The 26736-nt window shown below is 63.4% G+C and carries 20 protein-coding genes; 5 read left to right on the plus strand and 15 right to left on the minus strand.

What is annotated here, in order from left to right:
• Positions 1 to 164 precede the first annotated feature (164 nt).
• The 4 genes from HGQ17_RS10400 to katG all read left to right on the plus strand — a co-directional run bounded on the left by HGQ17_RS10400 (position 165) and on the right by katG (position 5507).
• On the plus strand, positions 165 to 1121 hold the full coding sequence (locus HGQ17_RS10400; RefSeq protein WP_168887873.1) for a hypothetical protein: 957 nt from the start codon (positions 165 to 167) through the stop codon (positions 1119 to 1121).
• A gap of 108 nt (positions 1122 to 1229) precedes the next feature.
• Positions 1230 to 2687 carry a serine hydrolase gene (locus HGQ17_RS10405; protein ID WP_168887874.1) on the plus strand — a complete coding sequence of 486 codons (1458 nt, stop codon included), beginning with the start codon at positions 1230 to 1232 and terminating at the stop codon, positions 2685 to 2687.
• A gap of 96 nt (positions 2688 to 2783) precedes the next feature.
• Positions 2784 to 3173, plus strand: a complete 390-nt coding sequence (locus HGQ17_RS10410) for a Fur family transcriptional regulator (RefSeq protein WP_324615252.1) — start codon at positions 2784 to 2786, stop codon at positions 3171 to 3173.
• Positions 3174 to 3233: 60 nt separating this feature from the next.
• Positions 3234 to 5507 carry a catalase/peroxidase HPI gene (katG, locus tag HGQ17_RS10415; protein WP_168887876.1) on the plus strand — a complete coding sequence of 758 codons (2274 nt, stop codon included), beginning with the start codon at positions 3234 to 3236 and terminating at the stop codon, positions 5505 to 5507.
• Positions 5508 to 5576: 69 nt separating this feature from the next.
• On the opposite strand, the gene HGQ17_RS10420 is transcribed toward katG, so the two are convergent.
• The 12 genes from HGQ17_RS10420 to HGQ17_RS10475 form a co-directional block, all read right to left on the minus strand.
• Positions 5577 to 5930 (minus strand): DNA primase, encoded by a 354-nt coding sequence (locus HGQ17_RS10420; protein ID WP_168887877.1) that lies wholly within the window; start codon positions 5928 to 5930, stop codon positions 5577 to 5579.
• 149 nt (positions 5931 to 6079) lie between these two features.
• The gene (locus HGQ17_RS10425; RefSeq protein WP_168887878.1) at positions 6080 to 6286 is read right to left on the minus strand and encodes a hypothetical protein; all 207 of its coding nucleotides are present in this window, start codon (positions 6284 to 6286) and stop codon (positions 6080 to 6082) included.
• A gap of 369 nt (positions 6287 to 6655) precedes the next feature.
• Complete coding sequence (locus HGQ17_RS10430; RefSeq protein WP_168887879.1) at positions 6656 to 7657, minus strand: putative sodium/potassium/calcium exchanger; 1002 nt, start codon at positions 7655 to 7657, stop codon at positions 6656 to 6658.
• Between the two features lie 14 nt (positions 7658 to 7671).
• The gene (locus HGQ17_RS10435) at positions 7672 to 8550 is read right to left on the minus strand and encodes a hypothetical protein (RefSeq protein ID WP_168887880.1); all 879 of its coding nucleotides are present in this window, start codon (positions 8548 to 8550) and stop codon (positions 7672 to 7674) included.
• 113 nt (positions 8551 to 8663) lie between these two features.
• Complete coding sequence (locus HGQ17_RS10440; RefSeq protein WP_168887881.1) at positions 8664 to 10355, minus strand: alpha-amylase family protein; 1692 nt, start codon at positions 10353 to 10355, stop codon at positions 8664 to 8666.
• 12 nt (positions 10356 to 10367) lie between these two features.
• Positions 10368 to 11348, minus strand: a complete 981-nt coding sequence (locus HGQ17_RS10445; protein WP_168887882.1) for a TIGR03557 family F420-dependent LLM class oxidoreductase — start codon at positions 11346 to 11348, stop codon at positions 10368 to 10370.
• Between the two features lie 89 nt (positions 11349 to 11437).
• The gene (locus HGQ17_RS10450; protein ID WP_168887883.1) at positions 11438 to 16957 is read right to left on the minus strand and encodes a lamin tail domain-containing protein; all 5520 of its coding nucleotides are present in this window, start codon (positions 16955 to 16957) and stop codon (positions 11438 to 11440) included.
• Positions 16958 to 17241: 284 nt separating this feature from the next.
• Entirely contained in the window at positions 17242 to 19461 is a 2220-nt protein-coding gene (locus HGQ17_RS10455) for an NADP-dependent isocitrate dehydrogenase (protein WP_168887884.1), read from the minus strand.
• A 63-nt stretch (positions 19462 to 19524) separates the two neighbouring features.
• Complete coding sequence (mgtE, locus tag HGQ17_RS10460) at positions 19525 to 20859, minus strand: magnesium transporter (protein ID WP_168887885.1); 1335 nt, start codon at positions 20857 to 20859, stop codon at positions 19525 to 19527.
• 152 nt (positions 20860 to 21011) lie between these two features.
• Positions 21012 to 22640: a bifunctional phosphoribosylaminoimidazolecarboxamide formyltransferase/IMP cyclohydrolase gene (gene purH, locus HGQ17_RS10465; protein ID WP_168887886.1), complete on the minus strand. Its 1629-nt coding sequence runs from the start codon at positions 22638 to 22640 to the stop codon at positions 21012 to 21014.
• A 104-nt stretch (positions 22641 to 22744) separates the two neighbouring features.
• Positions 22745 to 23425: a response regulator gene (locus tag HGQ17_RS10470; protein ID WP_168887887.1), complete on the minus strand. Its 681-nt coding sequence runs from the start codon at positions 23423 to 23425 to the stop codon at positions 22745 to 22747.
• Positions 23422 to 24681 (minus strand): sensor histidine kinase, encoded by a 1260-nt coding sequence (locus HGQ17_RS10475; RefSeq protein WP_229503469.1) that lies wholly within the window; start codon positions 24679 to 24681, stop codon positions 23422 to 23424. The genes HGQ17_RS10470 and HGQ17_RS10475 overlap by 4 nt, the downstream gene beginning before the upstream one ends.
• Positions 24682 to 24829: 148 nt before the next feature.
• Here HGQ17_RS10475 and phoU point away from each other — a divergent pair, with 148 nt between their 5' ends.
• The gene (phoU, locus tag HGQ17_RS10480) at positions 24830 to 25486 is read left to right on the plus strand and encodes a phosphate signaling complex protein PhoU (protein ID WP_168887888.1); all 657 of its coding nucleotides are present in this window, start codon (positions 24830 to 24832) and stop codon (positions 25484 to 25486) included.
• A gap of 13 nt (positions 25487 to 25499) precedes the next feature.
• On the opposite strand, the gene HGQ17_RS15355 is transcribed toward phoU, so the two are convergent.
• From HGQ17_RS15355 to HGQ17_RS10490, 3 genes are read right to left on the minus strand one after another with little or no spacing between them, the layout of a single operon-like run.
• Positions 25500 to 25703, minus strand: coding sequence for a VOC family protein (locus HGQ17_RS15355; protein WP_324615253.1), 204 nt, complete (start codon positions 25701 to 25703; stop codon positions 25500 to 25502).
• A gap of 19 nt (positions 25704 to 25722) precedes the next feature.
• Positions 25723 to 25950, minus strand: a complete 228-nt coding sequence (locus tag HGQ17_RS15360; protein ID WP_229503470.1) for a VOC family protein — start codon at positions 25948 to 25950, stop codon at positions 25723 to 25725.
• A gap of 10 nt (positions 25951 to 25960) precedes the next feature.
• Positions 25961 to 26707, minus strand: a complete 747-nt coding sequence (locus tag HGQ17_RS10490; RefSeq protein WP_168887889.1) for a phosphoglyceromutase — start codon at positions 26705 to 26707, stop codon at positions 25961 to 25963.
• Positions 26708 to 26736: the final 29 nt, after the last annotated feature.

Genomic DNA, 26736 nt, shown 5'->3' on the forward strand with positions numbered 1-26736 from the left:
CCCGGCAGCTCGGCCTGCGCCGGAGGAAAATTCGTAACATGCTAACGGCACTCAGGGAACTTTCAGATTTCGATGGGAAGGTCCCATACCGTCCGACGGCGCCTGCTTTGGGTATCTCCTCTGGCGCCACAGCCCCCAGACTGTATGGGAATTTGAATCACATGATGAGCACCTTCTCTCTTTTCACCCCCAGCCTTGGCACCGCCCCCGAAGAGCCCCAGCACAACCGTCTGGGCATCAAGGCCTTCACCGGTGTGGCCCTGGCTGCCACCCTGGCTCTGACTGCCTGCGGAGGCGACGACGAGGACGAAGACCCCAACGGCAATGGTGAGGATGAGGCCTCCACTGAGGAGGACACCACTGAGGAGGACACCGACGGCGAGGACTCCGATGAGGAGGCCGGCGAGGACGAGATTCCGTCCCTGAGCGAGATCCAGTCCGCCAGCCTGGAGACCATTGACTCCGCGGAGTCCCTGACCGTGGAGGGATCCGGTGATGGCCTGGGTATGGACCTCGAGGCACTGGGCCAGCAGCTCGGCGCTGAGGATGTCGATGAGCTCGGCTTCCACATCGAGGGCAACCTCGATGAGTCCGCTCCGCTGACCTCCTGGGTCATCGGCTTTGGGGATAATTCCATGGAGGTCGTCATCGACGGCCAGGACCCCTATATGAACGCTGAGACCTTCGCTCCGATCTTTGAGAGCCAGCTGGCCGCCGATGGCATTGAGTTCGACACTGAGGGTTTCGCCGCTGAGATCGAGGGCTACTGGGTCGATATGACCGGCGCCCTGCCGCCGGAGGATATGCACCTCACCGACCTCCTGGCCAACCTGGCCGAGCCCATCGAAGGCTCCGATGCAGGCATGGAGGCCAGTGCAGGCACCCATGAGGGTCAGGATGCCTGGATCTACTCCGATGCCGAGGGTGAGCTGACCTTCCTGGCAGATGCGGATTCCCCCTACCTGTTGAACATCACCGGCATCGATCCGGCCAGCGATGAGTCCTTCTCCATGGAGTTCTCCGAGTGGGACTCCACTGAACTGCCCGAGGTTCCGGCTGAGGACGAGGTGCTCAGCGACCAGGAGCTGAACTCGCTGGCTGAGCAGTACGTCTCCTTCTGATCTGCGCAGCCGCCTAGGGCGGTTGGGCAGACATCATCAGCACCGCAGGGGTGGGGCATTCCGAGTCTGGGATGCCCCACCCCTGTTTCATGCGGCAGAATCATGAGCATGCATAATCACTCGTCATCCAGCTTCTCCGCATCCCACCTTCCCGGTATTGCCGCAACTGCTCTGACTGGCGCCCTGCTGCTCAGCGGCTGCGGAAATGGTGAGGACCCCGAGGCTGAGCTGGAGGAAGCACAGGAGGAGCCCACTCCTCTGGATGCCGGTGATGACGAGGAGGAAACTGACGGGGAGGATGAACCGGACTCTCCCGAGGCTGAGCCGGTGGACTTCCCCGGCACGCTCTCCGGGGAGACTGCCGAATACATCGTCCAAATCCTCAACGCCGAGGAGGACAGCACCGCTGAGGACTGGGAGAACCGGCTCAGTGAAACATTCCGCTCCGAATACGATGAGACCGAGCTGGCTGAGGTGATCAACACCGGTCTGCGGCCTGCTGCCCCCTTCACACCCACTGATCACAGTGATACCGGGGACGCCTCGGTCACCCACCTGGAGTCCGAGGATGCCGAGGTGGAGCTGCATATCCAGCTCGATGAAGATGAGCTCATCGAGCTGCTGGTGTTCCTGCCACCGCAGGAACCGGCTGAGGAGGCCACCTCCTTCGAGGAGATTCAGCAGCGACTGCCGGAACTTCCCGGTGACGGGGCGATGCTGGTGCTCGAGGACGGCGAGGAGCTCCTGGGCATCAACACCGACCAGGCCGCCGGGATCGGCTCGACCTTCAAGCTCTATGTGCTGCTGGCCCTGGTTGAAGCCATCGAGGAGGGTGAGACCTCCTGGGATGAGACTCTGGAGCTGGCCGAGGAGCATATGAGCCTGCCCTCCGGGAACCTGCAGAATGAGGATCCCGGCTATGAGGTGACCGTCCAGGAGGCGGCCCAGGCGATGATCGAGATCAGCGATAACACCGCCACCGATCTGCTCATCGACCATCTGGGCCGCGATGCCGTGGAGGCCGCCGTCGAGGATTCTGATCATCATGACCCCGAACTGCTCCAGCCTTTCCTGACCACCCGCGAACTCTTCCAGCTGCGCTGGGGTGCCCCGGAGCTGGGTGAACAGTTCAGCGAGGCCTCCGACATCGAGCATCGCCGCGAGATCCTCGATGAGGTCGCTGAGCTTCCCCTGGAGCTGGAGGCAGCGGATATCACCGACGACGACGGCGCGGCCCGCGGACTGGAGTGGTTCGCCACAGTTGAGGACATCGCTGATCTGCTTGCACTGCTGGAGACATATGCCGAGGAGCATTCCGAGCTGCGCACGATCCTCAGTGAGAACCCCGGCATTCAGGCGGAGTCCCCCTGGTGGGACTATCTCGCCTTTAAGGGCGGCTCCTCCCCCGGTGTAGTGGCCGGGGCCTGGTATGCCACCGATGAGGAGGAGACCGAACGCACTGTGGTCTTCATCGCCTCCGGTGACCCTCAGGGCATCTCAACAGCGACCATGGAGTACTTCGGGCTGGCTACCAATGCGCTGGAGCTGGAGGCCGACTCCGAGTAATTGTGAATTACTCATATTTACGGCAAGATAGTGGGCATGACGACATCACAGTCATCGCACAATTGGCCCGAGGCCCTCAGGGGTCGTGGGCTCCGTGTGACCCGGCAACGTCTGGCTGTCCTCGACGCCGTCGCTGCCCACCCCCATCAGCCGGCTGAGGCAGTCCATGCCGCTGTGGCACAGGAACTGCCAGAGATCACCGTGCAGTCGGTCTACACCGTGCTGCATGATCTCACCGCACAGCAGCTGCTGCGGCGGTTCGATCCGCCTGGATCGGCCGCCCGTTATGAGACCCGCACCGAAGATAACCACCACCACGCCATCTGTACCCATTGCGGTCGCATCGAGGACGTGGACTGCGTCCATGGTGAAGCCCCCTGCCTGGAGGCGCCGGCTTCGCTGGGCATGCAGGTCGAGGTGGCAGATGTGGTCTTCCGCGGCATCTGCTCCGACTGTGCGGCAGCCCAACAGGCTCAGGCTGCCTGAGCCTGCCAGATTAGTCCTTGTCCGCCCAATGTTCCTTTGATCCACCCAAGAAAGGAAGCCATGACCGAAAACTCGAACGGCTGCCCCGTTACGCACAACGAAGGCAGCGGGACCGCCCCCACGGCTACCAAGCCCTCCGGTCCGCCCCACCCCACTATGGGCGGCGGTAACCGGTACTGGTGGCCGCACCAGCTGAACCTGAAGATCCTGGCGAAGAACCCCGAGGTTTCCGATCCGTTCGGCGGTGAGGACTACGACTACGCCGCTGAGTTCCTCAAGCTTGACCTCGCCGAGGTCAAGCAGGACATCCAGCAGGCCCTGACCACCTCCCAGGACTGGTGGCCGGCAGACTTCGGCCACTACGGTCCGCTGATCATCCGTATGGCCTGGCACTCCGCCGGTACCTACCGTGCAGTCGACGGCCGCGGCGGTGGCGGAACCGGTCAGCAGCGCTTCGCGCCGCTGAACTCCTGGCCCGATAACATCGGCCTGGATAAGGCTCGCCGCATCCTGTGGCCGGTGAAGAAGAAGTACGGCCGCCAGCTCTCCTGGGCTGACCTCATGATCCTGGCCGGCAACGTAGCCCTTGAGGACATGGGCTTCCCCACCTACGGCTTCGCCGGTGGACGCGCCGATGTCTGGGAGCCCGAGGACGATGTCTACTGGGGTGCAGAGGAAGAGTGGCTCGGCAGCGATAAGCGCTTCTCCAAGGGCGATGAGCGCGACCTCGACAAGCCTCTGGGTGCTACCCACCTGGGTCTGATCTATGTCAACCCCGAGGGTCCCGAGGGCGAGCCTGACCCCGTCAAGGCCGCTCACGATATCCGTGTGACCTTCGCCCGGATGGGTATGAACGATGAGGAGACCGTGGCTCTGATCGCCGGCGGTCACACCTTCGGCAAGAGCCACGGCGCCAACACTGACGACCACCTCGGTCCCGATCCTGAGGGCGCTTCCCTCGAGGAGCAGGGCCTGGGCTGGAAGAACTCCTACGGCACCGGTAAGGGCGATGACCAGATCACCTCCGGCCTGGAGGTCACCTGGACCTACCACCCGACCCGCTGGGACAACGAGTTCTTCCACATCCTCTACGCCTACGAGTGGGAGGTCTACAAGGGCCCCGGCGGCGGCTGGCAGTGGCGTCCCACCAATGGTGAGGGCGATGGCCTGGTTCCCGAGGCCCACAGCGACGGCAAGCGTGAGCCCCGGATGCTCACCACCGATCTCTCGCTGCGCTTCGATCCGGCCTACGACAAGATCTCCCGCCGGTTCCATGAGAACCCCGAGGAGTTCCAGACTGCATTCGCCAAGGCCTGGTTCAAGCTCACCCACCGCGATATGGGCCCCAAGGCTCGTTACCTCGGCCCCGAGGTCCCCGAGGAGGACTTCATCTGGCAGGATCCGCTGCCTCCGGTGGACCACGAGCTGGTCGACGCAGCCGATGTGGCTTCCCTAAAGCAGGCTGTGCTGGACTCCGGTCTGACCATCTCCGAGCTGGTCTCCACCGCTTGGGCCTCGGCATCCACCTTCCGCCACGGCGATAAGCGCGGCGGCGCCAATGGTGCCCACATCCGCCTGGCTCCGCAGAAGGACTGGGAGGTCAACAACCCGCAGCAGCTGCAGAAGGTGCTCGGAGTTCTGGAGACCATCAAGGAGCGCTTCGACTCCGAGAATGCCGTCAACGGTAAGAAGATCTCCCTGGCTGACCTCATTGTGCTGGCCGGTAACGCAGCCGTTGAGAAGGCTGCCTCCGATGCCGGTGTCCAGGGTGTGGAGGTTCCCTTCAACCCCGGCCGCACCGACGCCAGCCAGGAGCAGACCGACACTGAGAACTTCGCCTACCTCGAGCCGGTCACCGATGGGTTCCGCAACTACGTGGGCCCCGACTCCAGCCTGCCGGCAGAGCATGGCCTGGTGGACAAGGCCAACCTGCTCAGCCTCTCCGCTCCGGAGATGACCGTGCTGGTCGGCGGTATGCGTGTGCTCGGCACCAACTGGGACGGCTCCGACTACGGAGTCTTCACCGACCGGGTCGGCGTGCTCTCCAATGACTTCTTCGTCAACCTGCTGGATCTCGGCAAGAACTGGCGGGCACTGGACGAGGGCAAGCACGCATTCGAGGGCACCTACGAGTCCACCGGTGAGGTATTCGGCCGTGGCACTCGCGTCGACCTCGTCTTCGGCTCCAACTCCGAGCTGCGCGCCCTGGCGGAGGTCTACGCCTCCGACGACGCCCAGGAGAAGTTCGTCAAGGACTTCGTCGCCGCTTGGCACAAGGTCAGCGAGCTGGACCGCTTCGATCTGCGGACTCCGGCTGGCAAGACCGCTGCCTAAGCCCTAAGGCATAGAAAAATCCCCGGCCGGGTCATCCGGCCGGGGATTTTTCGCGTGTGGGGCTAGCTCTTAGAGGCCGCCCTCATCGTCGTCGTCCTCGTCGTCGTCGTCGAGGCCGAGACCATCGTCGTCACCATCGTCGTCGTCCTCGTCGTCCATGCCGAGGTCGTCGTCCTCATCATCTTCAACGCCGGGTGCGTCGTCATCTGCAGCGTCGTCGTCACCCAGGTCGGCGTCGGCGTCGTCGTCGCCGTTCAGACCATCATCGCCGTTGTCCGGGTCAGCGGGCTCTTCCTGGTCGACGTCGTCATCGCCGTTCTCGCCGTCGCCGTCATCACATGCGGCGGCGCCGAAGAGAGCCAGGGCGGAAACGCCCAGGATGCCGGCTGCACTGCGAAGCTTGGTGTAATTCTTGTCTGCCATTTGAGGAGTTAACCTCCATTGATCAGTTTGGCGGTAGTTCTTCTTCAGCTTCTATTAAGTTTTTCTCGGCTAATGCCGGACCCCCTTCCGGAGAACCGAAAGGGGGTCCGTACGCTAAGTAGAACTCAGCGCTTAGCTAGAGAGAATGCTTAGCCTGCATCCTCGTCGTCAGCTGCGTCGTCACCGGCGTCATCAGCTGCGTCGTCGCCGGTGTCAACTTCTTCTTCAGTGCCAGCGTCGTCGTCACCGGCGTCGTCTCCGCCGTCGTCGCAGGCGGTCACGCCCACCAGTGCGATCGAACCGATACCGAGGATTGCGGCGATCGAACGAAGCTTGTTGTTCTCGGTGGTAGCCATAAGCTTTGTTACCTCCGTGATTGACTGCATCTGGTCTGATGCTGGGCGGGCTTTCCGCCTTCCACCCAGTGATGCTTGGGTCACATCCCTGGATGATCTGACTCCATCATCACCACAAAACTTCCGTGAGGAAAAGTCCCAAAGGGGGGTTTTGGGTGAACTCTGGGGGGACTCATGGGAAGTGTCCAGGTTCAGAATGTCACCAGTGTTGTTTTTTAAGCTTTTGTCCAGGTTCAATGGTCTTTCCTGAACATTCCATTGGCGTCGGCGAGGCTGCCTAATCGCTAATGAATCCAGGTCTGACGTGGACAAAACGGCCCCGGACCGCATTTGCAGCCCGGGGCCGTCTCGGAAGGAGACTTTCTGTGCTTACATCGCGGACTCGCCGATAGCGTTCAGCTCCTCCTCGGAGAGGGCCTCAGTGGGCTCTTCCTCGGGCTCAGCCTCACTCCAGTCACTGAAGGTGATGTTCATGACCATGCCTTCGACATTCATGTCGATCTCATGCAGCACCGGTGCTGATTCATCGGCCAAGAAGACGAACTCAAGGTACTCCTCGCCATTTTCCTCGCGGTAGACCCAGACATCCTCACCATCGCGATCTTCGGACTCTCCGGTGAGCGGAGCTTCGCCCAGGGAGGAGATTCCGGCCTCCTGCAGCATGTCGTCGCGGAAGTTCTCGATGAACTGCTCAGGGGTCTCGATCTGGCCGCTCAGGGTGCTGCTGACATCGATCCACTCCGCGCCCTGGGCCTCCAGCTCCTGGCGCAGAGCCTCAGGATCTACCCCGGCCTGAGCATCGGGTTGCAGGGAGGTGTACTCCTCGATGAAGGAATCCACCGACTGGTAGATGGTGCTGCCCTCGTCAAAGAGGCGGTAGTCGATGATGTCCGCCATCTGCCAGGTGCTGCCATTGCCCTGCATATCCCCGGAGATGATGATCTCCACGGTTTCGCCTTCGGATTCTGCCTCCAGCTCATCATCCTCGGCACCGGAATCCTCAGTGCCGTCCTCAAGCTCATCTGTGGGCAGCTCTTCCATTCCGAACAGCGCCGCGGGCACTTCCGCGGTCACGGTCACGGAGTCCTCAGCCAGGGAAGCCTCCCAGACCTCATCGCCGATCTCGGAGAGCTCAGGGGCCTCTCCCCCATTGCCCTGGGCCTCATCTGGATCAGGCTCCTCGCCATCCTCATCGGCGATCTCACCGGGGGTGTCGCCCTGTTCCTCAGCACCGTCGGGATCGACATCCTCCTGTGCGGAGTCATCGGGGGAATCGTCACCGGCGGTGGTCTCTTCTTCATCGGGGCCGCAGGCGGTCAGCGCCAGAACGGCGACGCCGAAAATGCCAGTAGTACGGTACAGCTTGCGCATGTGCTGCGTCCTCTCTATTCATCGTTGACATCATCTGCATCCTCTTCGAGCTCCTCAGTGGGCCAGCCATATTCTTCGGCGATGGCCTCGAAGATCTCGTCGAGGGTGATGTATTCATCCGGCTCTGGTGCATCTGGTGCCGGGGAGTCATTCCATTCGGTGAAGGTGTACTGGGCCTCGAAGTCGTTGATGCCCAGCAGATACGGCTCGTCCTGTGCTGAGACGATGTATTCGGTCTCGCCGTCGGCAGTTGTGTAGACCCAGACCTCCTGGTCCTCGCGGGTCTCGGCCTCGGCTTCCATGGCGTCGATCTCGTCGTCGTTGAGCTCCTGCTGCCAGGTGGTGATGAACTCTTCAGCGGAGAAGACACTGCCGCCCTCCTCCTCGAATTGCACCCATTGGTCCCCTACGAGGTCCTCGACGAAGTCCTGGCTGATCTCCTCAGCGACTTCCTCGTCGAGTTCGCTCAGCAGCAGGGCGGCGAAGTCCTCGCCCAGGAAGTACTCCGCTCCCTCGACGGCGCGTTGGGTCACGCTGGCGTCCCCGGCGGTGAAGCTCATCTCTGAATCGGTGCCGTCCAGGGCTCCGCTGATGCTGATCTCGCCGGTGGTATCACCGTCGATCGTGTCGTAGAGCTCGTCGAGGTCAGCCTCGCCGGCTTCGACCTCCCCGCTGATGGTCACTGATTCTGCCTCCAGCATGGCGGTGAAGACATCCTCACGGATATCACCGAAGCTGGGCGGCTGACCGGTTTCGGCCGTATCGGCCGCATCGGTTTCGCCACTGGTGCCCACCGGCTGGGCATCCTCGCGGTCAGTTGCGTCGAAGGGGTTGCCGCAGCCGGTCAGCCCGACGGTGGCGATGGCGGCGAGGGGGAAGATGCTTCGCCTCACTGGATTCCTCCTGATCGATTGGATCTCACGAGAGGGTAGTTCTGAACTCTGAACGCCCCCTGAAGCCTATCCCCATATCAGGTGGGTGAGACTGCATTTGGCCGCCGCAGCCCTCAGACGAGACGGTGATCACCGGGACGCTTCAGCCGCAGCCACCGGTAGCCGTATCCGTCCAGGGGCAGTTCTGTGGAGCCATCCTCCCCGACCGTGCAGCTTTCCTCGGAGAGGAGGTCCACCAGAGTGATTCCGGGGTCCTCCTTCTCGAGAGTGAACTGCGCTGTGGTCGGCTGCGGGACAAGGTTGTGCAGCAGCACCATCGACCGGGACTCCCAGGTGACCGTATGAGCCAGGACTGCGGGATCTCCGGCATCGAGAATGGTGTAGTCACCCCAGCCCAGTTCCGGGGACTCTCGGTACCGCTTGGCCAGCCGGCTGATGTGATGCAGCAGGGAGTCTTCATCGCGGCGGGCATCGGCGGCGTTGACATGTTCGGGGCCGAAGGAGCCCTGGGTCACTGCCCGGGAGAGCTGGGAGGGTTTCGCCCCGGAGAACCCGCCGTTCTTCCCAGAGGTCCACTGCATGGGGGTGCGTACGGCTTCTCTACCGGGAACATCGAGGTTCTCCCCCATCCCGATCTCTTCACCGTAGAACAGCACCGGGGTGCCGGGCAGGGTGAACAGCAGCGAGTAGGCCATCCGCAGCCGGCGGGGGTCGCCGTCGAACATTCCCGGCAGTCGCCGGCGCAGGCCGCGGCCGGCGAACCGGTGTTCCTCCTTGGGGCCGAAGGTGTCGAGGATTTCCTCCTGTTCGGTCTCCTTCAGAAGGTCCAGGGTCAGCTCATCGTGATTGCGCAGGAAATTGGCGTACTGGGGCTCGACTCCGAAATCGGTGGGCCGGGATTCCAGCGCCTCAGCCAGGGGCTGGGCCTCCTGGCGGGCCATCGCCAGGAAGAGCCGTTGGTTGGTGAAGAAGTCGAACTGCATGGTCAGCTGATCCCCGTCTTCCCCTCCGAAGAAGGTCAGCTGCTCCTGATGCGGCAGATTCACCTCACCGAGCATGATGGCTGAGCCCTGGCCTGAGGCTCGGCGCTGCAGCAAGGCTCGCAGTGCCCGCAGATAGTCATGGGGTTCTTCGAATTCGTGCTCATCGCGTCCGAGCAGGGTCTGCTGGTTGATGGCGAAGGGCACTGCATCCACGCGGAAGCCATCCACCCCCAGCTGCAGCCAGAAGCCCATCATCTTCGCGATCTCATCTCGGACCTGGGGGTTGGCGGTGTTCAGATCCGGCTGGGTGTGCAGGAAGTGGTGGAGATACCACTCCTCTGTGCGATCGTCATAGGTCCAAATCCCGTCCTCGGAGTCAGGAAACATGGTCTGGTCGGAGGTATCTCCGGGGTCCTCGGCGCGCCAGACGTAGTAGTCGCGATAGGGGTTGTCCTTCGAGCGCCGGGAGGCTTTGAACCAGGGGTGTTGATCTGAGGTGTGGTTGATCACGAGGTCCACAATGACCCGGATGCCCCGGTCGTGGGCCACCCGGATAAGTTCGACGAAGTCACCGTGGTCGCCGTACCGGGAGTCGACTCCATACATATCGGCGACGTCGTATCCGTTATCGCGCCGGGGCGAGGGGTAGAAGGGCATCAGCCAGATGCAGTTGACCCCGATTTCGGCGAGGTAGTCGATCCGTTGGGTGAGCCCATGCAGATCGCCTGTGCCGTCGCCATTGGAGTCGAGATAGGTCTCCACATCGATGCAGTAGATGATGGCGTTCTTGTACCAGAGGTCTGCCGTTTCGGTGATTCTCACGAGGCTGGCCTTTCAGTTGGAGCGGAGATTGGGCAGGACCTCTTCCCCGAAGGTATCGAGGAAGGGCGCCTGGTCCTGACCCACGTGGTGGAGGTAGGTCGCCTCAAAGCGTTCGGCCGCCTCGGCTATCCACTCGGTATGCGCCGCTGGCGAGGATGAGGTCCACACCGCATCCAGGACTGTCTGTAGGCCGACCTCATCGGCGGCGGAGTCGAAGTGCTGGGGTGTGGGCAGGTCCTGGTCCAGTGGAGGGCCGAAGATATTGGTCCGCCACTGGTCGTAGGCGATCTGTTGGGCCTGCTGGTCGGTCTCTGCCCAGCTGAGGTGGATCTGCAGCATCACCGGGCCTTCTCCTCCAGCCTGCCGGTAGGCATCCAGCACCTCGTAGTGGGCACCACCGGGCTGGTTGAGGGTGATCATCCCATCAGCCCAGGCGGCTGCCCTTTCGGCTGATGCGGGGGTGATGCTGGTGGCGTAGAGCGGGACGGAGTTCTCCGTCTGCCCCTCGGTAGCGGGCCGGTCGTAGAGGTAGGCGTCCTCCACGGTGACCAGACCCCGGTGGGCGGTGATCCATTCACCGGCGTGGAGCCTGCGAATGATATCGGCTGATTCCTCCAGACGGCGGCGCCGGTCCTCTTGGTTCAGCCACCTCTGCCCGGTGATGTGCTCGTTCATCGCCTGGCCAGCCCCCAGCGCGGTCCAGTATCTGCCCGGGAACATCTGCCCCAGGGTGGCAGTTGCCTGGGCGACGACGGCGGGGTGGTAACGCTGTCCGGGGGCACATACTGAGCCGATCGGGATGGTGGTGCTGGCCAGGGCCGCACCTAACCAGGAGAAGGTGAATCCGGAATGCCCCTGCCGCTGCGACCAGGGGAAGAAGTGGTCCGAGCTCATCGCTGCGGTGAAACCGGCGGTTTCTGCGTGCTGAACATCGCGCAGCAGTTGGGCCGGCGAGATCTGTTCCTGGGATGCGTGAAATCCGTATGTGGTCATAAAAGCAATCATCCAGATAAGTAGTCAGTACGTTCTCCCTTGTCAGAGAGCTTACCGACACTTACCTGGGTGATTGCTGAATGGCCTGGTCAGGCTTCGGTGCTCACCTGCTCCGCACGCTGTGCCCGACGGTGGCGGCTGATGGCCACCAGTACTGCTCCGATCAGTAGCAGCAGAACGGCCCCGAGTGCCAAGACGCTCATCTGGGTACCGGTGACTGCGAGGCCGCCGGTCTCAGTGTCTTCCTGACCGTCGAGCTCTGCCAGGGCACTCTCTGCGTCATCGTCGTCGGGGACGATGACAGTGGCGTAGGTCCAGCCGATGAGTTCGCCCTCGGCGGTGTAGAGCGCCAGCCGGTGTTCACCGGGGCTGACATCCTCGGGCACGCTCAGGGTGGCGATTCCCTGGTCATCGACCTCGGATGTGCCCAGTGAGACGGGCTCGGAGAACAGCCAGCCGGCCACGGTGGGCTCGTCCTGGTGGTCCTGCCCAATCTGGACCTCAGCGGTTCCGCCCGGGACAAGCGGCGGGTTGAGCAGCTCGATGAGACCTTCGTACTCATCAGTGAGCTCGCCGGCCTCAGGTGCCCCGGAAACCGGATCAGCCGTTGCCTCCTGTGTCGGGGTCGGCGTCGTTGTCTCAGACTCCGTAGGTGTTGGCTGCGTGGGATCCGAGTCACCGGGCTCCGTCTCACGGGGATCAGGCTCGCCGGATTCTGTCTCGGTCGGCGCAGGCTCCGTGGGAGCAGTCTCCGTGGGTTCGGGCTCGGTGGGCTGAGCCTCAGTCGGATCAGGCTCCGTGGGCTGAGGGTCGCTCGGTCCGGGGTGGGTGGGCTCGGGTTCGCTCGGTTCCGGCTCAGTTGGTTCCGGCTCCGTGGTCTCTGGCTCCGTCGGCTCGGGCTCAGTCGGCCCCGGTTCCGTGGGCTCCGGTCGAGGGCTTTCGCTCTCTCCTGGATACGGGGTGTCCGGTTCCTCCTCTGGAACACCGGCTGTGAAGGTCTGGACTGCTGAGGGGCGGTTCTCATCCACCCGTCCCAGAGATTCCGAGGTGGTCAGCGCGTACCAACCATAGGCCTCGTCCTCGGTCAGACCCTCCCATGCGGTTTCCGCGGGCTCCTCGGCAGTGACTTCCTGCTCTTCGCTGAGTGCCTCCACCTCGGTCAGCACGGTCAGTTCCTGACTACTGACCTCCTTGGACCACATGAGGTCGATGGACATCATGGCCTCATCCAGTTCTGGTCCGAACTGGCCCGCACGCTCCGGGGGCTGGAACTGATGCGGTTCGAAGCTGTCATAGATGGGCGTGTAGTGGTTGACCGCCATCTGACCGCTGTCGACGTCGATCTGCATCAGACGGTTGAACAGTGCAGTCCTTCCGCCCTCGTGCTCATAGGACTGGAAGTCCGCCACGGTCTCGACCACCCAGCGGTCATCCTGGGTGCCCTCCTCGCGCTGGCGGATACCGTGCAGATGTCCGGAGAGCACCAGGACCACATTGGCATTGGGCTCCACGAGGCGTTCGAAGTAGACATCACCCTGCGAGGACCAGCGACCGTTATCGGGGTTGGCCCGCTCATCGATCTCCGGCCGGAGGTACTCATGGGTGCCGATGACCACGTTGTGGTCGGGATGTTCGGCGATGATTTCCTCGGCCCACTGCAGCTCCAGCTCGTGGGTGTAGTAGGCCAGGGAGAGGAAGAGCATCTTCACTCCGTCCTGTTCGATCACGCTGTAGCTGGAGCTGTTGCCCAGCGGTCCGGCTTCTCCGTACCACTCGTAGTCGGCGTAGCGCTCCTCGGGGAAGTACTCGAGGTAGAGCTCGTTGTTATTGCCCCAGAAATTGTCGTGGTTTCCGGGCAGCACAGCATGCGGCAGCCCCGAATCCTCGAGGATCTCCTGGATCACCGAGACCCGTTCGAACTCCCGGTCAGCCCGCTCCCGGGTCTGGTTGCCGCGCAGTGCGTTTTCGATGATGTCGCCGGTGTGCATCTGGAAGGCGATGTCTCGGGAATCCATATTGGCGGCGAACCAGGCCTTCATGGCCGTGTAGACCCAGGGGTTCTGCTCGGCTGTGTACTGGGTGTCGGTGAGGTGGCCAATGCTGAAGTCGTAGCTTCCGGGGTCCTGGAAGGAGAGGTTCTCCTCCTGGTCCAGAATCTCCAGGGTGCGGGGACCGTCCTGGATCAGTACGTTGATCGCACCTTCCTGGATATGCTCCGGATCGGGCTGGGCGGTCAGCGTGATCTCCCCGCCCTCCTCCGCGGCACGGGCATCGATCAGCTCCCAGCTCTGGCCGTCCCAGAGGTAGAGCTGCAGCTCATTGCGGTTCTGCGAGGATCCGGTCCAGATGATCTCGGAGGACTCCCCGAGCTCATCGGCCTCGATCTCCATGCGGAGATAGGGGAAGCCACGTTCGGCATCGGCGATCTCAGTCTGCACACCCTGGGTCTCGATCTCATCCTCTCCGGTTCGGCCGGCGAGCCCAGCCTCAGCGGCGACACCGGTGAAGGTGCGGAAATCAGGTTCGACGACGCCGCCGCCGCGCAGACTCATAGTTCCCTCAGCGCCTGCCTGGGCGGTGAGCTCCTGAGCGGGGTCCCCAGTCTCCGCACTGACCTGGGAGGCCAGTTCTGCCGGGGAGCTGAAGGAGAACCGGTCGAGGTTGACCGGATCGAGTGCGCCCTCCTCCGGGACCAGGGGGTCCACATAGTCCAGCTGGACGTATTCGCCGGGGTCCCGGTCGGTGGCGTAGTAGTCCTCGTAGTTGTCGCCGGTGTACTGCACCCGGTGCCAGGAGAAGCCGTATTCGAAGGCTTTATCCACCGATTCCTTGGCCACCCGGACATCTAGGGGCATCTCCCCGGTGCAGAGGCTGGGCGGAGCATTGGTCACCGCACCGGCGTAGGAGTAGTAGACCCCTACCCGGTCGACGATGGCGCCCTCCTCGTCGGTGATCATCACACCGTAACCCTCGGGGTCCAGTTCGTCGCGGGCCACTGCATCATGTCCCAGGCCCTCGGCAGGGTTGGGGTTGGCCAGAGTGAAGACCTCATCGGGGGCAAGTGTGGCGCCTTGTTCGAACTGGGCCTGAGGTGTGGGGATGCGCCGCCCATCGGCGGTGCAGTAGTAGACCTCCCAGTCGGAGATGTCCACTTCTTCCTCACCGCGGTTGGCGATCTCGACGAAGCCCTCGCTGGTGCTGCCTTCGAGGTCTACAGGACCGCCTGCGGCGAGCTCCACGATCTGGACATCGGAGGGCTCCAGCACCTCGGGCTGGACAGAGACCAGTTCCTCCCCGTGTTCGCCGGGAGTACGCAGGCCACGGTCGAAATCGGCCCGGTTGTCCCCGGATGTGTCGGTGCGCTGCCAGGATTCGCCTTCGACGAAGTCGAGATCATTGGGCAGGGCTTCCCCGTCCGTGCAGGGTGAGTCCACGCCGGAGAAGACTCCGACAGTGTCGATGATGGTGCGATCGGCGTCGGTGATGACAACACCGAATCCGCCGTCGGTGGCGAAGCTGGTGTTGTAGAGGGCATCGGCTTCCCCGGAGAACCCGTTCTGCCGGCCTGCCACGAAGGACTCCCCCGGTGCCAGAGTGTGATCGGGCAGGGTCAGCTGCAGGGTCTGTTCGTGGACCCGGCCGGTGCCAGCGCAGCGGTAGAACCGCCAGCCACCGATGTTGACCTCTTCATCGCCGAGGTTGGTCAGCTCCATGAAGTTATCGGCGGCGCCTTCGGGACCGCCATTGGCGACCTCGGTGACCAGGACATCCGATTCGGTGCGGGGCCGTTCCCAGGTCTCGGGGTCGTTAACCCGTCCCGGGGTTCGCGGTGCCAGGTGCCAGTCCTGTTCGGCATCGCCGGTGAGGTCGATGCGCTGCCAGGATTCGGCGTAGAGCCCATGGGCAGTTCCGGGCAGTGCCCCGTAGTCCTGGGCGCAGTAGTTCTGCACTCCGGCCGGAGCTGAACCGACCCGGTCGACCACACGGGAGTTCTCATCGAAGATGATCAGTCCGTACTGGTCGGCGAAGCTGATGTCGAAGGTGAAATCGGCAACGGCCATGATGTCGGGTCCGGCCTGTTGGGCGCGGGCTGCGGTGAGCATCTCACCGGGTTCTAGGACGACTCCCTCGAGGTCCTCTAGGGCCAGCTGCGGGACAGAGGCCCGCACACCGGTTCCGATGCAGCGGTAGACGCTCCAGCCGGAGAGGTCCTGGGGCTCATCACCGTAGTTGGTGAGCTCGAAAAAGATATCCCCTGCACCCTGGGGGCCGTTATTGGTCATCTCGGAAACCAGTACATTGGCTCCGTCCTCGGTGGAGAGGAACTGTTCGGTCTCCTCCTGTTCCACGGGGTCATTGGCCTCCAGCTGGCCGGGGCTGCGTTCGGCCTGCACGAAGGTTTCGGCGTTCTCCCCCTCGGTGCTCTCCCGCTGGTAGCTGTTGCCGGCGGCGACGTCGAGGTCGTAGTACGGCAGGGGGTCGCCATGGGCGCAGGCGCCGGTTTCGTTATCGGCCCAGGCCACGGCGTCGACCAATTGGCCATCGGCGTTGCGGAGCACGACTCCGGCGTTGTTTCGGCCGGGGACGAATCCATTGGGAGCCTCGACGACGAGGGCCTCCCCCGGTGCGATGCTGCTGAGATCATCGGAGAGCTGATCGGCGGCGAAGCGCTGGCCCCATTCATTGCAGCGCCAGAGCTCCCAGCCTTCGAGGTCCACCTCGGTGTCGCCGTAGTTGCCCAGTTCCACGAGGTGGTCGTCCTCGCCCTCCGGACCGGCATGTGCCACCTCGGAGATCAGGATATCCCCGCCCACAGGTCCCGGTGCTGGTTCCTCAGCATTGGGCTGGCCGGGGGTGCGTTCTGCTGTGATGAAGTCTGCGGAGTTATCTCCGGTGTCGCCTATCCGCTGCCAGGACTGGCCGGCGTAGGAGTCGGTGGTGTTGGGCAGCTCGGTGCCGTCCACACAGGCGGTTCCTGCCACGTTCGGGAATTTCACCCCGACCCGGTCGACGATCTCTCCCTCGGCGTCGCGGATGATCGCCCCGTAGGAGTCGTTTGCGAAGGACGTTCCGTAGCGCTGATCGACGATGTCGTCGCTGAGGGTGGACTGTGCGTGGGTGCGGGCCAGCAGCAGCTGCTCCCCTGGTTCCAGAGTCCCGTCCAGGGTGACCTGGGGGTCTGCGGCCTGATTCCCGGCCCCGGTGCAGCGGTAGACGGTCCAGCCCTCGAGATCCTGGGCTTCTTCGCCCCAGTTGGCGATCTCGATGAAGTTGTCGTGATAGCCGCCGGGGCCGCCGTTGTTCAGTTCGGAGACCAGGACCCGGGCGCCGTCGGCTACCTCCTGCTGGGTGGTCTGGTCTGGTTCCTCCTCCTCGGAGGGCTCATCCTCCTCGTTGGGGGTCTCAGACTCTTCCTCGGTGGGTTCCTCTTGGTCTGAGTCCTCTTCGCCGTTGAGCTCCTGGTCTTCACTGACCTCAGAGTCCGGAGGAAGTTCTTCGGGCTGGTTCTCCGTTCCGGCGGCCCAGGACGGGGGTAGAACGGTCAGGACCATGGAGGCTCCGAGGAGCGTGGCCATACTGATCCGTCCGCTGTGTCGTGATGTGGACACGCGTGATTCCTTCCACTTCTGATGTACCTCATAAGGTGCTGGGGATTCCCTGACGATAGAAGCAACAGAAGGTGGAGCAGCCCTTGCGCAATGATGAACCGGTGGTGAACTGATTCATCTGGCCCAGCGCAAAGCTGCTGCTGGGTGCCGGTGTTCTGCGCTCACCGGGCGACTGGAGCGTTCTACTGGCTGTGACCAGCAGTTTTTATTGTTAACGCGAAAGCGCCGGGAGGATCCACCCGTTGTGACGGGGGTCCTCCCGGCGCTTTGTGGCTACCTGGCGATCAGCCTGCCAGGGAGTCCACAATTTCGTTCAGGGTTGCGGAGGGACGCATGACCTTGAAGGCCTTCTGCTCATCGGGGCGGTAGTAGCCGCCGATATCAGCGGGGCTGCCCTGCACCTCGGTGAGCTCGGAGACGATCTGCTCCTCCTTGGCCACCATGGCCTCTGCCACGGGCTTGAAGACTGAGGCGAGTTCGGCGTCGTCGTCCTGCTTGGCCAGTTCCTGAGCCCAGTACTGGGCGAGGTAGAAGTGGCTGCCGCGGTTGTCGATAGTGCCCAGCTTGCGTCCGGGGCTGCGGTTCTCCATCAGGAAGGTGGCAGTTGCCTTGTCAAGGGCTGCAGCCAGGACCTTCGCCTTGGGGGCGGAGGCCTGCTCGGCGTACTTCTGCAGGGAGGGCACCAGTGCGAAGAACTCACCCAGGGAGTCCCAGCGCAGGTAGTTCTCCTCGGTCAGCTGCTGCACGTGCTTGGGCGCGGAGCCACCGGCACCGGTCTCGAAGAGGCCGCCGCCTGCCATCAGCGGAACGATGGAGAGCATCTTGGCGGAGGTGCCCAGTTCCAGGATCGGGAAGAGGTCGGTGAGGTAGTCGCGCAGCACATTGCCGGTGACGCTGATGGTGTTCTCACCGCGACGGATCCGGTCCACGGAGTACTTGGTGGCCTCCACGGGGTTGAGGATCTCCAGGGTCAGCCCGTCGGTGTCGTGCTCGGCGAGGTAGGTCTTGACCTTGGCGATGAGGTTGGCGTCATGGGCGCGGTTCTCGTCCAGCCAGAACACTGCCGGCCAGCCGGTCTCCCGGGCCCGGTTGACGGCCAGCTTGACCCAGTCGCGGATCGGGGCGTCCTTGGTCTGGCAGGCGCGCCAGATATCGCCGGGCTCCACCTCGTGGGAGATGAGCACCTCACCGGCGGAGTTCAGCACCTGGACGGTGCCGGGAGTCTCGATCTCGAAGGTCTTGTCGTGGGAGCCGTACTCCTCAGCCTTCTGAGCCATCAGCCCCACATTGGGCACGGTGCCCATGGTGGTCGGGTCGTAGGCACCGTTGGCCTTGCAGTCGTCGATCACGGCCTGGTAGACCCCGGCGTAGCTGGAGTCGGGGATGACGGCCAGGGTGTCGTCGGTGTCGCCGGTGGGGCCCCAGAGCTTGCCGCCGTTACGGATCATCGCCGGCATAGAGGCATCGACGATCACATCGGAGGGCACATGCAGGTTGGTGATGCCCTTGCGGTCATCGACCATGGACATCCGGGGGCCGTCCTCCAGGGCCTTCTTGTACTCGGCCTTGATGGCTTCACCGGTCGCGCCCAGCTTCTCGGCACCGGTGAGGATGGAGGCCAGGCCGTCGTTGGCGGAGAGGCCGGCCTCGGCCAGCTGGTCGCCGAACTTCTCGAACAGGGTCGGGAAGAATGCCTTGACGATGTGACCGAAGATGATGGGGTCGGAGACCTTCATCATGGTGGCCTTGAGGTGAGCGGAGAAGAGCACATCCTTCTCCTTGGCGCGGCTAACCTGCTCGGTCAGGAATGCGTCCAGTGCTTTGGCGGACATGAAGGTGCCGTCGACGACCTCACCGGCCTGGACCTTCAGCCCCTCCTTCAGCGGGGTGACAGCGCCATCGGCTGCCACATGCTGGATGGTCAGGGTGTCCTCGGACTCGATGGTCACCGACTGCTCATTGGAGGCGAAGTCGCGCTCGCCCATCGTGGCGACCTCAGTCTTGGAGTCTGCACTCCACTCCCCCATGCGGTGGGGGTTGGAGCGGACATAGGACTTGATGGACTCCGGTGCGCGGCGGTCGGAGTTGCCCTCGCGCAGCACGGGGTTGACCGCGGAGCCCTTGACCTTGTCGTAGCGGGCGCGGATGTCCTTCTCTTCATCGGTCTGCGGGGATTCGGGGTAGTCGGGCAGTTTGTAGCCGGCGGCCTGCAGTTCAGCCACGGCGGCCTTCAGCTGCGGCACCGAGGCAGAAATGTTCGGCAGCTTGATGATATTGGCCTCGGGAGTCTTGGCCAGTTCACCCAGCTCGGCCAGAGCATCGGACTCGGCCTTGTCCTCACCGACGTAGTCGGGGAACTGAGCGACGATGCGCCCGGCCAGGGAGATGTCCCGGGTCTCGATCTTAACGCCGGCGGGGGAGGCGAAAGCCTCGACGATGGGCTTGAGCGAGAAGGTGGCCAGCATGGGCGCTTCGTCGGTATTCGTGTAAATGATTTTTGCCATAGGGCAGTGACTCCCTCGAGGTCATGATTGGTACAGCTAACTGAGACTCAATCTATCAAGCATTCAAATCCCCAGCACCGACATGGCGATGAGGAAGTAGACGATGAGTCCGGTGGCGTCTACGAAGGTGGCGATGAACGGGTTGGCGAAGACTGCGGGGTCCGCGCCGAGGGCCTTGCCCAGCAGCGGCATCAGACCGCCGGCCGAGGCGGCCAGGGTACAGATGGCCACCAGGGTCAGGCCGATCACTGTCCCGATTTCCCAGTCATAGGCCAGGCCTGCGATCAGGAAACCGAGTGCACCCAGTGTCGAGCCCAGGGTGATGCCCACCCGGACCTCTCGCCAGAGCACTTTGAACACATCTCTACTGGCCACATCACCCAGCGCCAGGGCGCGGGTAATGGTGGTGGCTGCCTGGTTGCCGGTATTACCGCCGGTACCGATCAGCAGCGGCACGAACAGGGCCAGAGCGGTGACTGCCTCCAGCTGGTCCTCGAAGGCATCGAGCACCGAGACGGTCAGGGCGGCGCCGACGGCCAGCACCAGCAGCCAGACGATACGCGAACGCATAATCTGCAGCACAGGGGTGGACAGATACGGCCGGTTCAGCGGCTCGGCACCACCATGGCGGGCAGCATCCTCGGATTCGGCCCGTTCGATGATGTCTAGGGCGTCGTCGACGGTGAAGATCCCGACCACACGGTGTTCCTTATCGGTGACCGGCATGGCCAGATGCTTACGGTCAGCGCAGCGGCGGGCGGCGTCCTCGGCGTCGTGGTCTGCATCCACTGAATCGGCCTCGCTCATCAGGGATTCGACGATGACGTCGTCGTCGGTGGTGATGAGATCACGCAGGGAGACCACACCTTTGAGCAGGCGCTGACGGTCGACCACCGGCAGGGTGTAGATGGTTTCGGCATCCACTCCGGCCCGGCGGACCTTCTCCATGGCCTGTCCCACGCTCCAGTGCTCAGGCACGGCCACGAACTCCGGGCTCATCTCACGTCCGATGGTCCCGGAGGGGTAGCCCAGGACGATATTGGTCAGGGACCGCTCCCGTGGATCCAGGTGGCGCAGCATCTTCCGCGCCACCGAGGCGGGCATCTCGTCCATCAGGCGGACCCGGTCATCGGGGTCCAGGGATTCGAAGAAATGGGCGACGTCGCCGTCTTTGAGTCCTTCGATGATCTCGTGCTGCAGGGACTGGTCCAGCATGTCGAAGACTTCGACTGCAGTGTCCTTGGGCAGCAGGCGGAAGGTCACCGCACGGTCTTTGACCCCGAGCCGTTCCAGAAAGTCGACGATATCGCCGTCGTTGAGCTCATCCATGGCGATCCGCAGATCGCGCAGTTTCTCATCGCGGATGAGGTCTGCCAGTTCGTCTAGTTGTTCGGTCACCGAACGCCACCCCCTTCGTCAGGGTTTATTCTGCTTCATTGGTCACGGCGCGCCCCGGCGGGCACCGCGACCATGGAGGCGGCTGTGCCCAGGGGCTAGATACTAGATCGGTCCGTGGGTGATGCGGTCATAGCTTTAGAGTATCCAAAATTTCAGTGGTAGAAGTGCCGGGCGCCGGTGAGGTACATGGTCAGACCTGCCTCCTCAGCTGCGGCGATGACCTCGGAGTCCCGCTGGGATCCCCCGGGTTGAACCACTGCGGTGACCCCGGCGGCGATCAGCGACTGCAGCCCGTCGGCGAAGGGGAAGAAGGCGTCCGAGGCTGCTACTGAACCCCGAGCTCGTTCGACGCCTTCACCGGCGAGGGTATTGGCCCGCTGCACGGCCAGCCGGCAGGAGTCCAGCCGATTGACCTGCCCCATACCGATGCCTGTGGTGGCCTGGTCCTTGGCCAGCAGGATGGCATTGGACTTCACCGAGCGCACCGCGCGCCAGGCGAAGACCAGATCAGCCAGCTGGGCCTCATCGGCGGCTTCACCGGCGGCCAGTTTCCAGTTCTTGGGATCATCGCCCTCGGCGGTGAGCGCATCGGATTCCTGCAGCAGCATGCCGCCGGAGATCTGCTTGTACTCCACCTGTTCGCGGGCGTGGCCCTCGGCCAGCTGGATCAGCCGGATGTTCTTCTTCTTGGTCAGAATCTCGCGTGCCTCATCGGAGAAGGCAGGTGCGACGACGACCTCGGTGAAGATCTCGGAGACAGTCTGGGCCATCTCAGCGCTGACCTCACGGTTGGCGGCGATCACCCCGCCGAATGCCGAGAGGGGGTCGCAGGCGTGGGCGGCCTGGTGGGCGGTGGCGATATCCTCCGCGACAGCCACACCGCAGGGGTTGGCGTGTTTGATAATCGCCACTGCCGGTTCGGTGAAGTCATAGGCGGTGCGCACGGCGGCATCGGCGTCGACGTAGTTGTTGTAGCTCATCTCCTTGCCGTGCAGCACAGTGGCCTGGGCCAGCCCGGGGGCACCGGAGTCGTCAGTGTAGAGGGCAGCAGGCTGGTGGGAGTTCTCTCCGTAGCGCAGGGTCGCAGCCCGCTCCAGGGCCAGTCCGGCGTAGGGCGGGAACTGGACCCGGCTGGAGCGTATCTCTGCAGGTGCCGGCAGCGAAGAGGCGTCGAGGTCGGCGTCGAACTCTGTTGAGGTCCAGCGGGCCACCGCAGTGTCATAGGCGGCGGTATGGGCGAAGGCCAGGGCGGCCAGACGCTTGCGCTCACCGAGGCTGAAACCCTCCCCCTGGGCGGCGGTGACGGTCTGGTCATAGCGCAGGGGGTCGACGACGACGGCCACACTGGCATGGTTCTTGGCCGCGGCGCGGACCATGGCGGGACCGCCGATGTCGATCTTCTCGATGATCTCGGCCTCAGAGGCGCCGGAGGCGACAGTGTCGGCGAAGGGATAGAGATTGGCGACCACGAGGTCGAAGGCGGCGATGCCGTGCTCCTCCAGGGTGGAGGTGTGCTGCGGGTTGGACCGGTCGGCGAGAATGCCGCCGTGGATCCGCGGATGCAGAGTCTTGACCCGGCCGTCGAGCATCTCAGGGAATCCGGTGACCTCTTCCACCGCGGTGACCGGCACGCCGGCCTCGGTGATCCGAGCGGCGGTGGAGCCGGTGGAGACAATCTCGACACCGGCTTTGTGAAGACCCTGGGCCAGTTCAGTCAGCCCAGTCTTGTCGAAAACGGAGATCAGAGCTCGTTTGATGGGCTGGGTTTCTGCATGGCTCATAAGGCGTCTCCCTTGTTTGTCATCTCCGGTTTCAGACCGCGCATTAGTCTACCGGCCCAGCAGGCGACTCCTCAGGCCTCGAATTTGTCGGCATGCGCCGGAGACTACGCGTCGAACTTGTAGCCCAGTCCTCGGACAGTGACCAGCAGCCGAGGTTTGGCGGGATCAGCCTCGATCTTCGAGCGCAGCCGTTTGACGTGTACATCGAGGGTTTTGGTGTCGCCGACATAGTCGGAGCCCCAGACCCGGTCGATGATCTGCCCGCGGGTCAGCACACGTCCGGCGTTGCGGATGAGGATCTCCAGCAGCTCGAACTCCTTCAGCGGCAGGTTCACACTGCGGCCGGCGACTTCGACGATATGCCGTTCGATGTCCATCCGCACCGGACCGGCCACGATCGTGGAGGAATCGTCGAACTCCGTGTCGACATGCCGGCGCAGCACTGCCCGCACCCGTGCCAGCAGCTCCCGGGAGGAGTAGGGCTTGGTGACGTAGTCGTCAGCCCCCAGTTCCAGGCCGACGACCTTATCGATCTCGGAGTCCTTGGCAGTGAGCATGATCACCGGCACCTGCGAGCGCAGCCGGATTTGGCGGCAGACCTCCGTTCCGGGCTGGCCGGGGAGCATGAGGTCCAGCAGCACCAGATCCGCACCTTCCTTATCGAAGACTTCCACGGCCTCTGTGCCATCCTCTGCGACGACGACGTCATACCCCTCCTTCTGCAAGGTGTAGGAGAGCGCCTCGGAGAACGAGGCCTCGTCTTCGACGATGAGAATCCTGGTCACGCATTTCCTCCTGCAGTTGACTGGGGTGCCCCAGCGGATTGTTCCTTAAGTTGCAATGTTTCTGCGACCTCGCGGCCCTCGGTGCCGAGGCCGGTGAGGTCATTGAGTCCCTCTTCCAGCTCGGGCAGCCGCACGGTGAAGGTCGATCCCTTGCCCTGCTGCGACCAGAGTGCCACCTCACCACCGTGGTTGCCGATGACGTGTTTGACGATGCTCAGTCCCAGCCCGGTGCCTCCGGTCTGGCGCGAGCGGGCGGCATCGACCCGGTAGAAGCGCTCGAAGATTCTTTCCTTATCCTCCGGGGAGATACCAATGCCCTGGTCGGTGATGGTGACCTGGGCGATGCCATCGCGGGAGGAAAGCCCGATGCCGACGCGGGTGTCCTCCGGGGAGTAGCGCACCGCATTGTCGATTAGGTTGCGGAAGGCCATGGTCAGCTGGTCGAAGTCGCCGTGGACCCGACGCGGCAGCTTCCCGCCCAGGCGCAGTTCAATGTTCTTGGCCTCGGCAGGCAGTCGGGAGCGGTCCATGGCTTCGCTGATGACTTTGTTGAGGTCCACCGGCACTCCGGCGTGGACCACGTTCTTGCCCTGGACCCTGGAGAGTTCGATGATGTCCTGAACCAGGGCAGCCAGCCGGTTGGACTCTTTGTGCAGCCGCTGGGAGAACCGGCGCACCGCATCCTCATCCTCGGCGGCGTCTTCAATGGTCTCGGCCAGCAGGCTGATGGCGCCCACCGGGGTTTTCAGCTCATGGGAGACATTGGCCACGAAGTCATTGCGGACCGCCTCAGTGCGGGAGACCTCTGTGCGGTCATCGGCCAGCACCAGGATATATTCATCCCCCAGGGGCGCGACCCGGAGGTTGACCACAATGGAGGTCTCTCCCTGCAGGCCACGTGGGAGTTCCAGCTGCTCTTCGATGATCACCCCGTCCCCGCGGACCCGGGAGGTGAGGTTCAGGACTTCCTGGTGGACCACCGTATGGCCGCGGACCAGACCGAAGGCGTAGGCGGCGGGGTTTGCCCGCACGACCCCATCGACAGTGTCGACCACGATATAGGCCAGGCCCAGGGAGGCCAGAACTTCGGTCGCCCCTTCGGGCATGGTGGGTTCGTCGACGTCGATTCCGGCGGCGCGTTGGCGTTCGCTGACACGGAAGGCGTGCATGCCGACCACGCCGAGAGCGAGGCCGACGACGCCGGCGAGCATCGCGATCAGCAGAGTCGAGTCCACAGTCTCTAGCTTAGAGGTCATGTTCACCCGCTCGTTGCCGATCCGTAGGCCCGGGGTCAACAGTTCACGCGGTGTTCACCTGAGGTTTCCCTGTTATCCGCTGCCATGTTCATTCTGACCAGGGATGATTGCCGTTGCACCTGCGTGAGGAAAGGAAACAAGACAAGCTATGCGCAAACTCTTCCAGGAGGATCTGCTGAATCTGGGCGACCAGCTCGCGGATATCGCAGTCCTCGTCGCCGAGGCCATGGATAAGGCCTACCGCTCCTTCGAGACCGCAGATGTGCAGCTGGCTGAGGAGGTTATTGCTGCCGATCAGCGGATCGACGCGAAGCAGGTTGACCTGGATGAGAAGGCGATTGAACTCCTGGCTCTCCAGGGTCCGGTCGCCGCTGATCTGCGTCTGGTCGTCGGTGCGCTGCGGATGTCCACCTCCCTGGAGCGGATGGGTGACCTTGCCCGGCATATCGCCCAGCTGACGCGGCTGCGCTACCCCGATACCGTCTCCCCCACGGCTCTTGTGACCGTCTACCGCGAGATGGCGGAGAAGTGCCACAGCATCGCCAAAAAGCTCGTGGAGCTGCTGGTGACCCGGCAGCTGGACCTGGTCGATGAGATCGTCGCGCTCAATGAGCAGATTGATGAGCTCCATGCCGGTGTCTTCATCACCATCGCCAAGCCTGACTGGGATGCCTCCCCCGCCTCGACTGCCGATGCCACCCTGGCCAGCCGCTTCTTCGAGCGTTTCGGTGACCACGGCGTCTCCGTGGCCCATAAGGTCCAGTACCTGGTCACCGGTGAGTGGGAAACCAAGCCCACCGCCTGAGGACCGCGGTTGACTACGCCGGGGTCATCACTTCCAGTCGGTTGCCGAAGGGATCCCGGCAGTGGAACCGCTCATACCCGGTAAAGGTGTGCCGTTCGGTCCAGTCCACCTCGAACCCGGTGTCCATCAGCTGCTGGCCGAGCCGTTCGAGCTCGGCAACACTGGCCACTACCAAAGCCGGATGCGCCCGTTGCGGTAGGGTGAACCCCTCCTCCACGCCTAGGACGGAACAACCTTCATGTACGCACCCAACGTTGCGGTAGGGTGAACCCCTCCTCCACGCCTAGGTGGAGCTCAGCGCTGATCGCACCGGAATCCTCGTAGGAACGGAACCAGCATCCGCCGCGGCCGGCGAGCTCCGTGGGCTTCTCCACCTCACGGAGCCCGAGGCCCTCGGCATAGAATCGGCGTGCATCAGCCTCCTGCCCTTTGGGCATGGAGATCTGGACGTGATGCAGCCTCATTCAGTTCTGCTTATTTCTTGCCCTGGTTGGCCACAGCCTGGATGGCTTCCTTTGCGGCCTCCGGATCCAGGTAGGTGCCACCGGGGTTGGTGGGCTTGAAATTCTCATCCAACCGGTAGTGCAGCGGGATACCGGTGGGGATGTTCAGCCCGGCGATATCCTCATCACTGATCCCGTCGAGGTACTTCACCAGGGCTCGCAGGGAGTTGCCGTGGGCGGCCAGCAGCACCGTCTTGCCAGCCTTGAGGTCCCCGATCACTTCGGTCTCGTAGTAGGGGATGAAACGTTCGACGACGTCTTTGAGGCATTCGGTCTTCGGCGCAGCATCGCCAAGGTCGGCGTACCGGGGATCCCCGGCCTGGCTGTAGGGGTCGTCGTCGTTGATCTCCGGTGGCGGGGTGTCATAGGAACGGCGCCAGGTCATGAACTGCTCCTCGCCGTACTCCTCACGGATCTCAGTCTTGTTCTTCCCCTGCAGGGCACCGTAGTGACGCTCGTTCAGCCGCCAGTCCCGCTTGACCTCGATCCACAGCCGGTCGGCAGTCTCCAGGGCGAGATGGGCGGTGGTGATGGCCCGCTGCAGCAGGGAGGTGTGCACAACATCAGGCAGCAGATTGTTCTCCACCAGCAGCTCACCGCCGCGGGCGGCCTCGGCCCGGCCGGCCTCGGTCAACTGCACATCCACCCATCCGGTGAAGAGGTTCTTCTGGTTCCAGTCGCTCTGGCCGTGGCGCAGCAGGATCAGATCGTATGCCATCTGCGGGGATCTCCGTTCGTCAATGTGCA

This window comes from Nesterenkonia sedimenti (assembly GCF_012641515.1).
GTDB classification, from domain to species: Bacteria; Actinomycetota; Actinomycetes; order Actinomycetales; family Micrococcaceae; genus Nesterenkonia; species Nesterenkonia sedimenti.

Excerpts from the sequence above, each read along its gene's own strand:
- katG (WP_168887876.1), top strand. The coding sequence starts at position 3,234 with ATGACCGAAAACTCGAACGGCTGCCCCGTTACGCACAACGAAGGCAGC.
- HGQ17_RS10445 (WP_168887882.1), bottom strand. The coding sequence starts at position 11,348 with ATGACCACATACGGATTTCACGCATCCCAGGAACAGATCTCGCCGGCC.
- purH (WP_168887886.1), bottom strand. The coding sequence starts at position 22,640 with ATGAGCCATGCAGAAACCCAGCCCATCAAACGAGCTCTGATCTCCGTT.
- phoU (WP_168887888.1), top strand. The coding sequence starts at position 24,830 with ATGCGCAAACTCTTCCAGGAGGATCTGCTGAATCTGGGCGACCAGCTC.
- HGQ17_RS10420 (WP_168887877.1), bottom strand. The coding sequence starts at position 5,930 with ATGGCAGACAAGAATTACACCAAGCTTCGCAGTGCAGCCGGCATCCTG.
- HGQ17_RS10405 (WP_168887874.1), top strand. The coding sequence starts at position 1,230 with ATGCATAATCACTCGTCATCCAGCTTCTCCGCATCCCACCTTCCCGGT.
- HGQ17_RS10455 (WP_168887884.1), bottom strand. The coding sequence starts at position 19,461 with ATGGCAAAAATCATTTACACGAATACCGACGAAGCGCCCATGCTGGCC.
- HGQ17_RS15360 (WP_229503470.1), bottom strand. The coding sequence starts at position 25,950 with ATGAGGCTGCATCACGTCCAGATCTCCATGCCCAAAGGGCAGGAGGCT.
- HGQ17_RS10400 (WP_168887873.1), top strand. The coding sequence starts at position 165 with ATGAGCACCTTCTCTCTTTTCACCCCCAGCCTTGGCACCGCCCCCGAA.
- HGQ17_RS10490 (WP_168887889.1), bottom strand. The coding sequence starts at position 26,707 with ATGGCATACGATCTGATCCTGCTGCGCCACGGCCAGAGCGACTGGAAC.
- HGQ17_RS10425 (WP_168887878.1), bottom strand. The coding sequence starts at position 6,286 with ATGGCTACCACCGAGAACAACAAGCTTCGTTCGATCGCCGCAATCCTC.
- HGQ17_RS10475 (WP_229503469.1), bottom strand. The coding sequence starts at position 24,681 with ATGACCTCTAAGCTAGAGACTGTGGACTCGACTCTGCTGATCGCGATG.
- HGQ17_RS10430 (WP_168887879.1), bottom strand. The coding sequence starts at position 7,657 with ATGCGCAAGCTGTACCGTACTACTGGCATTTTCGGCGTCGCCGTTCTG.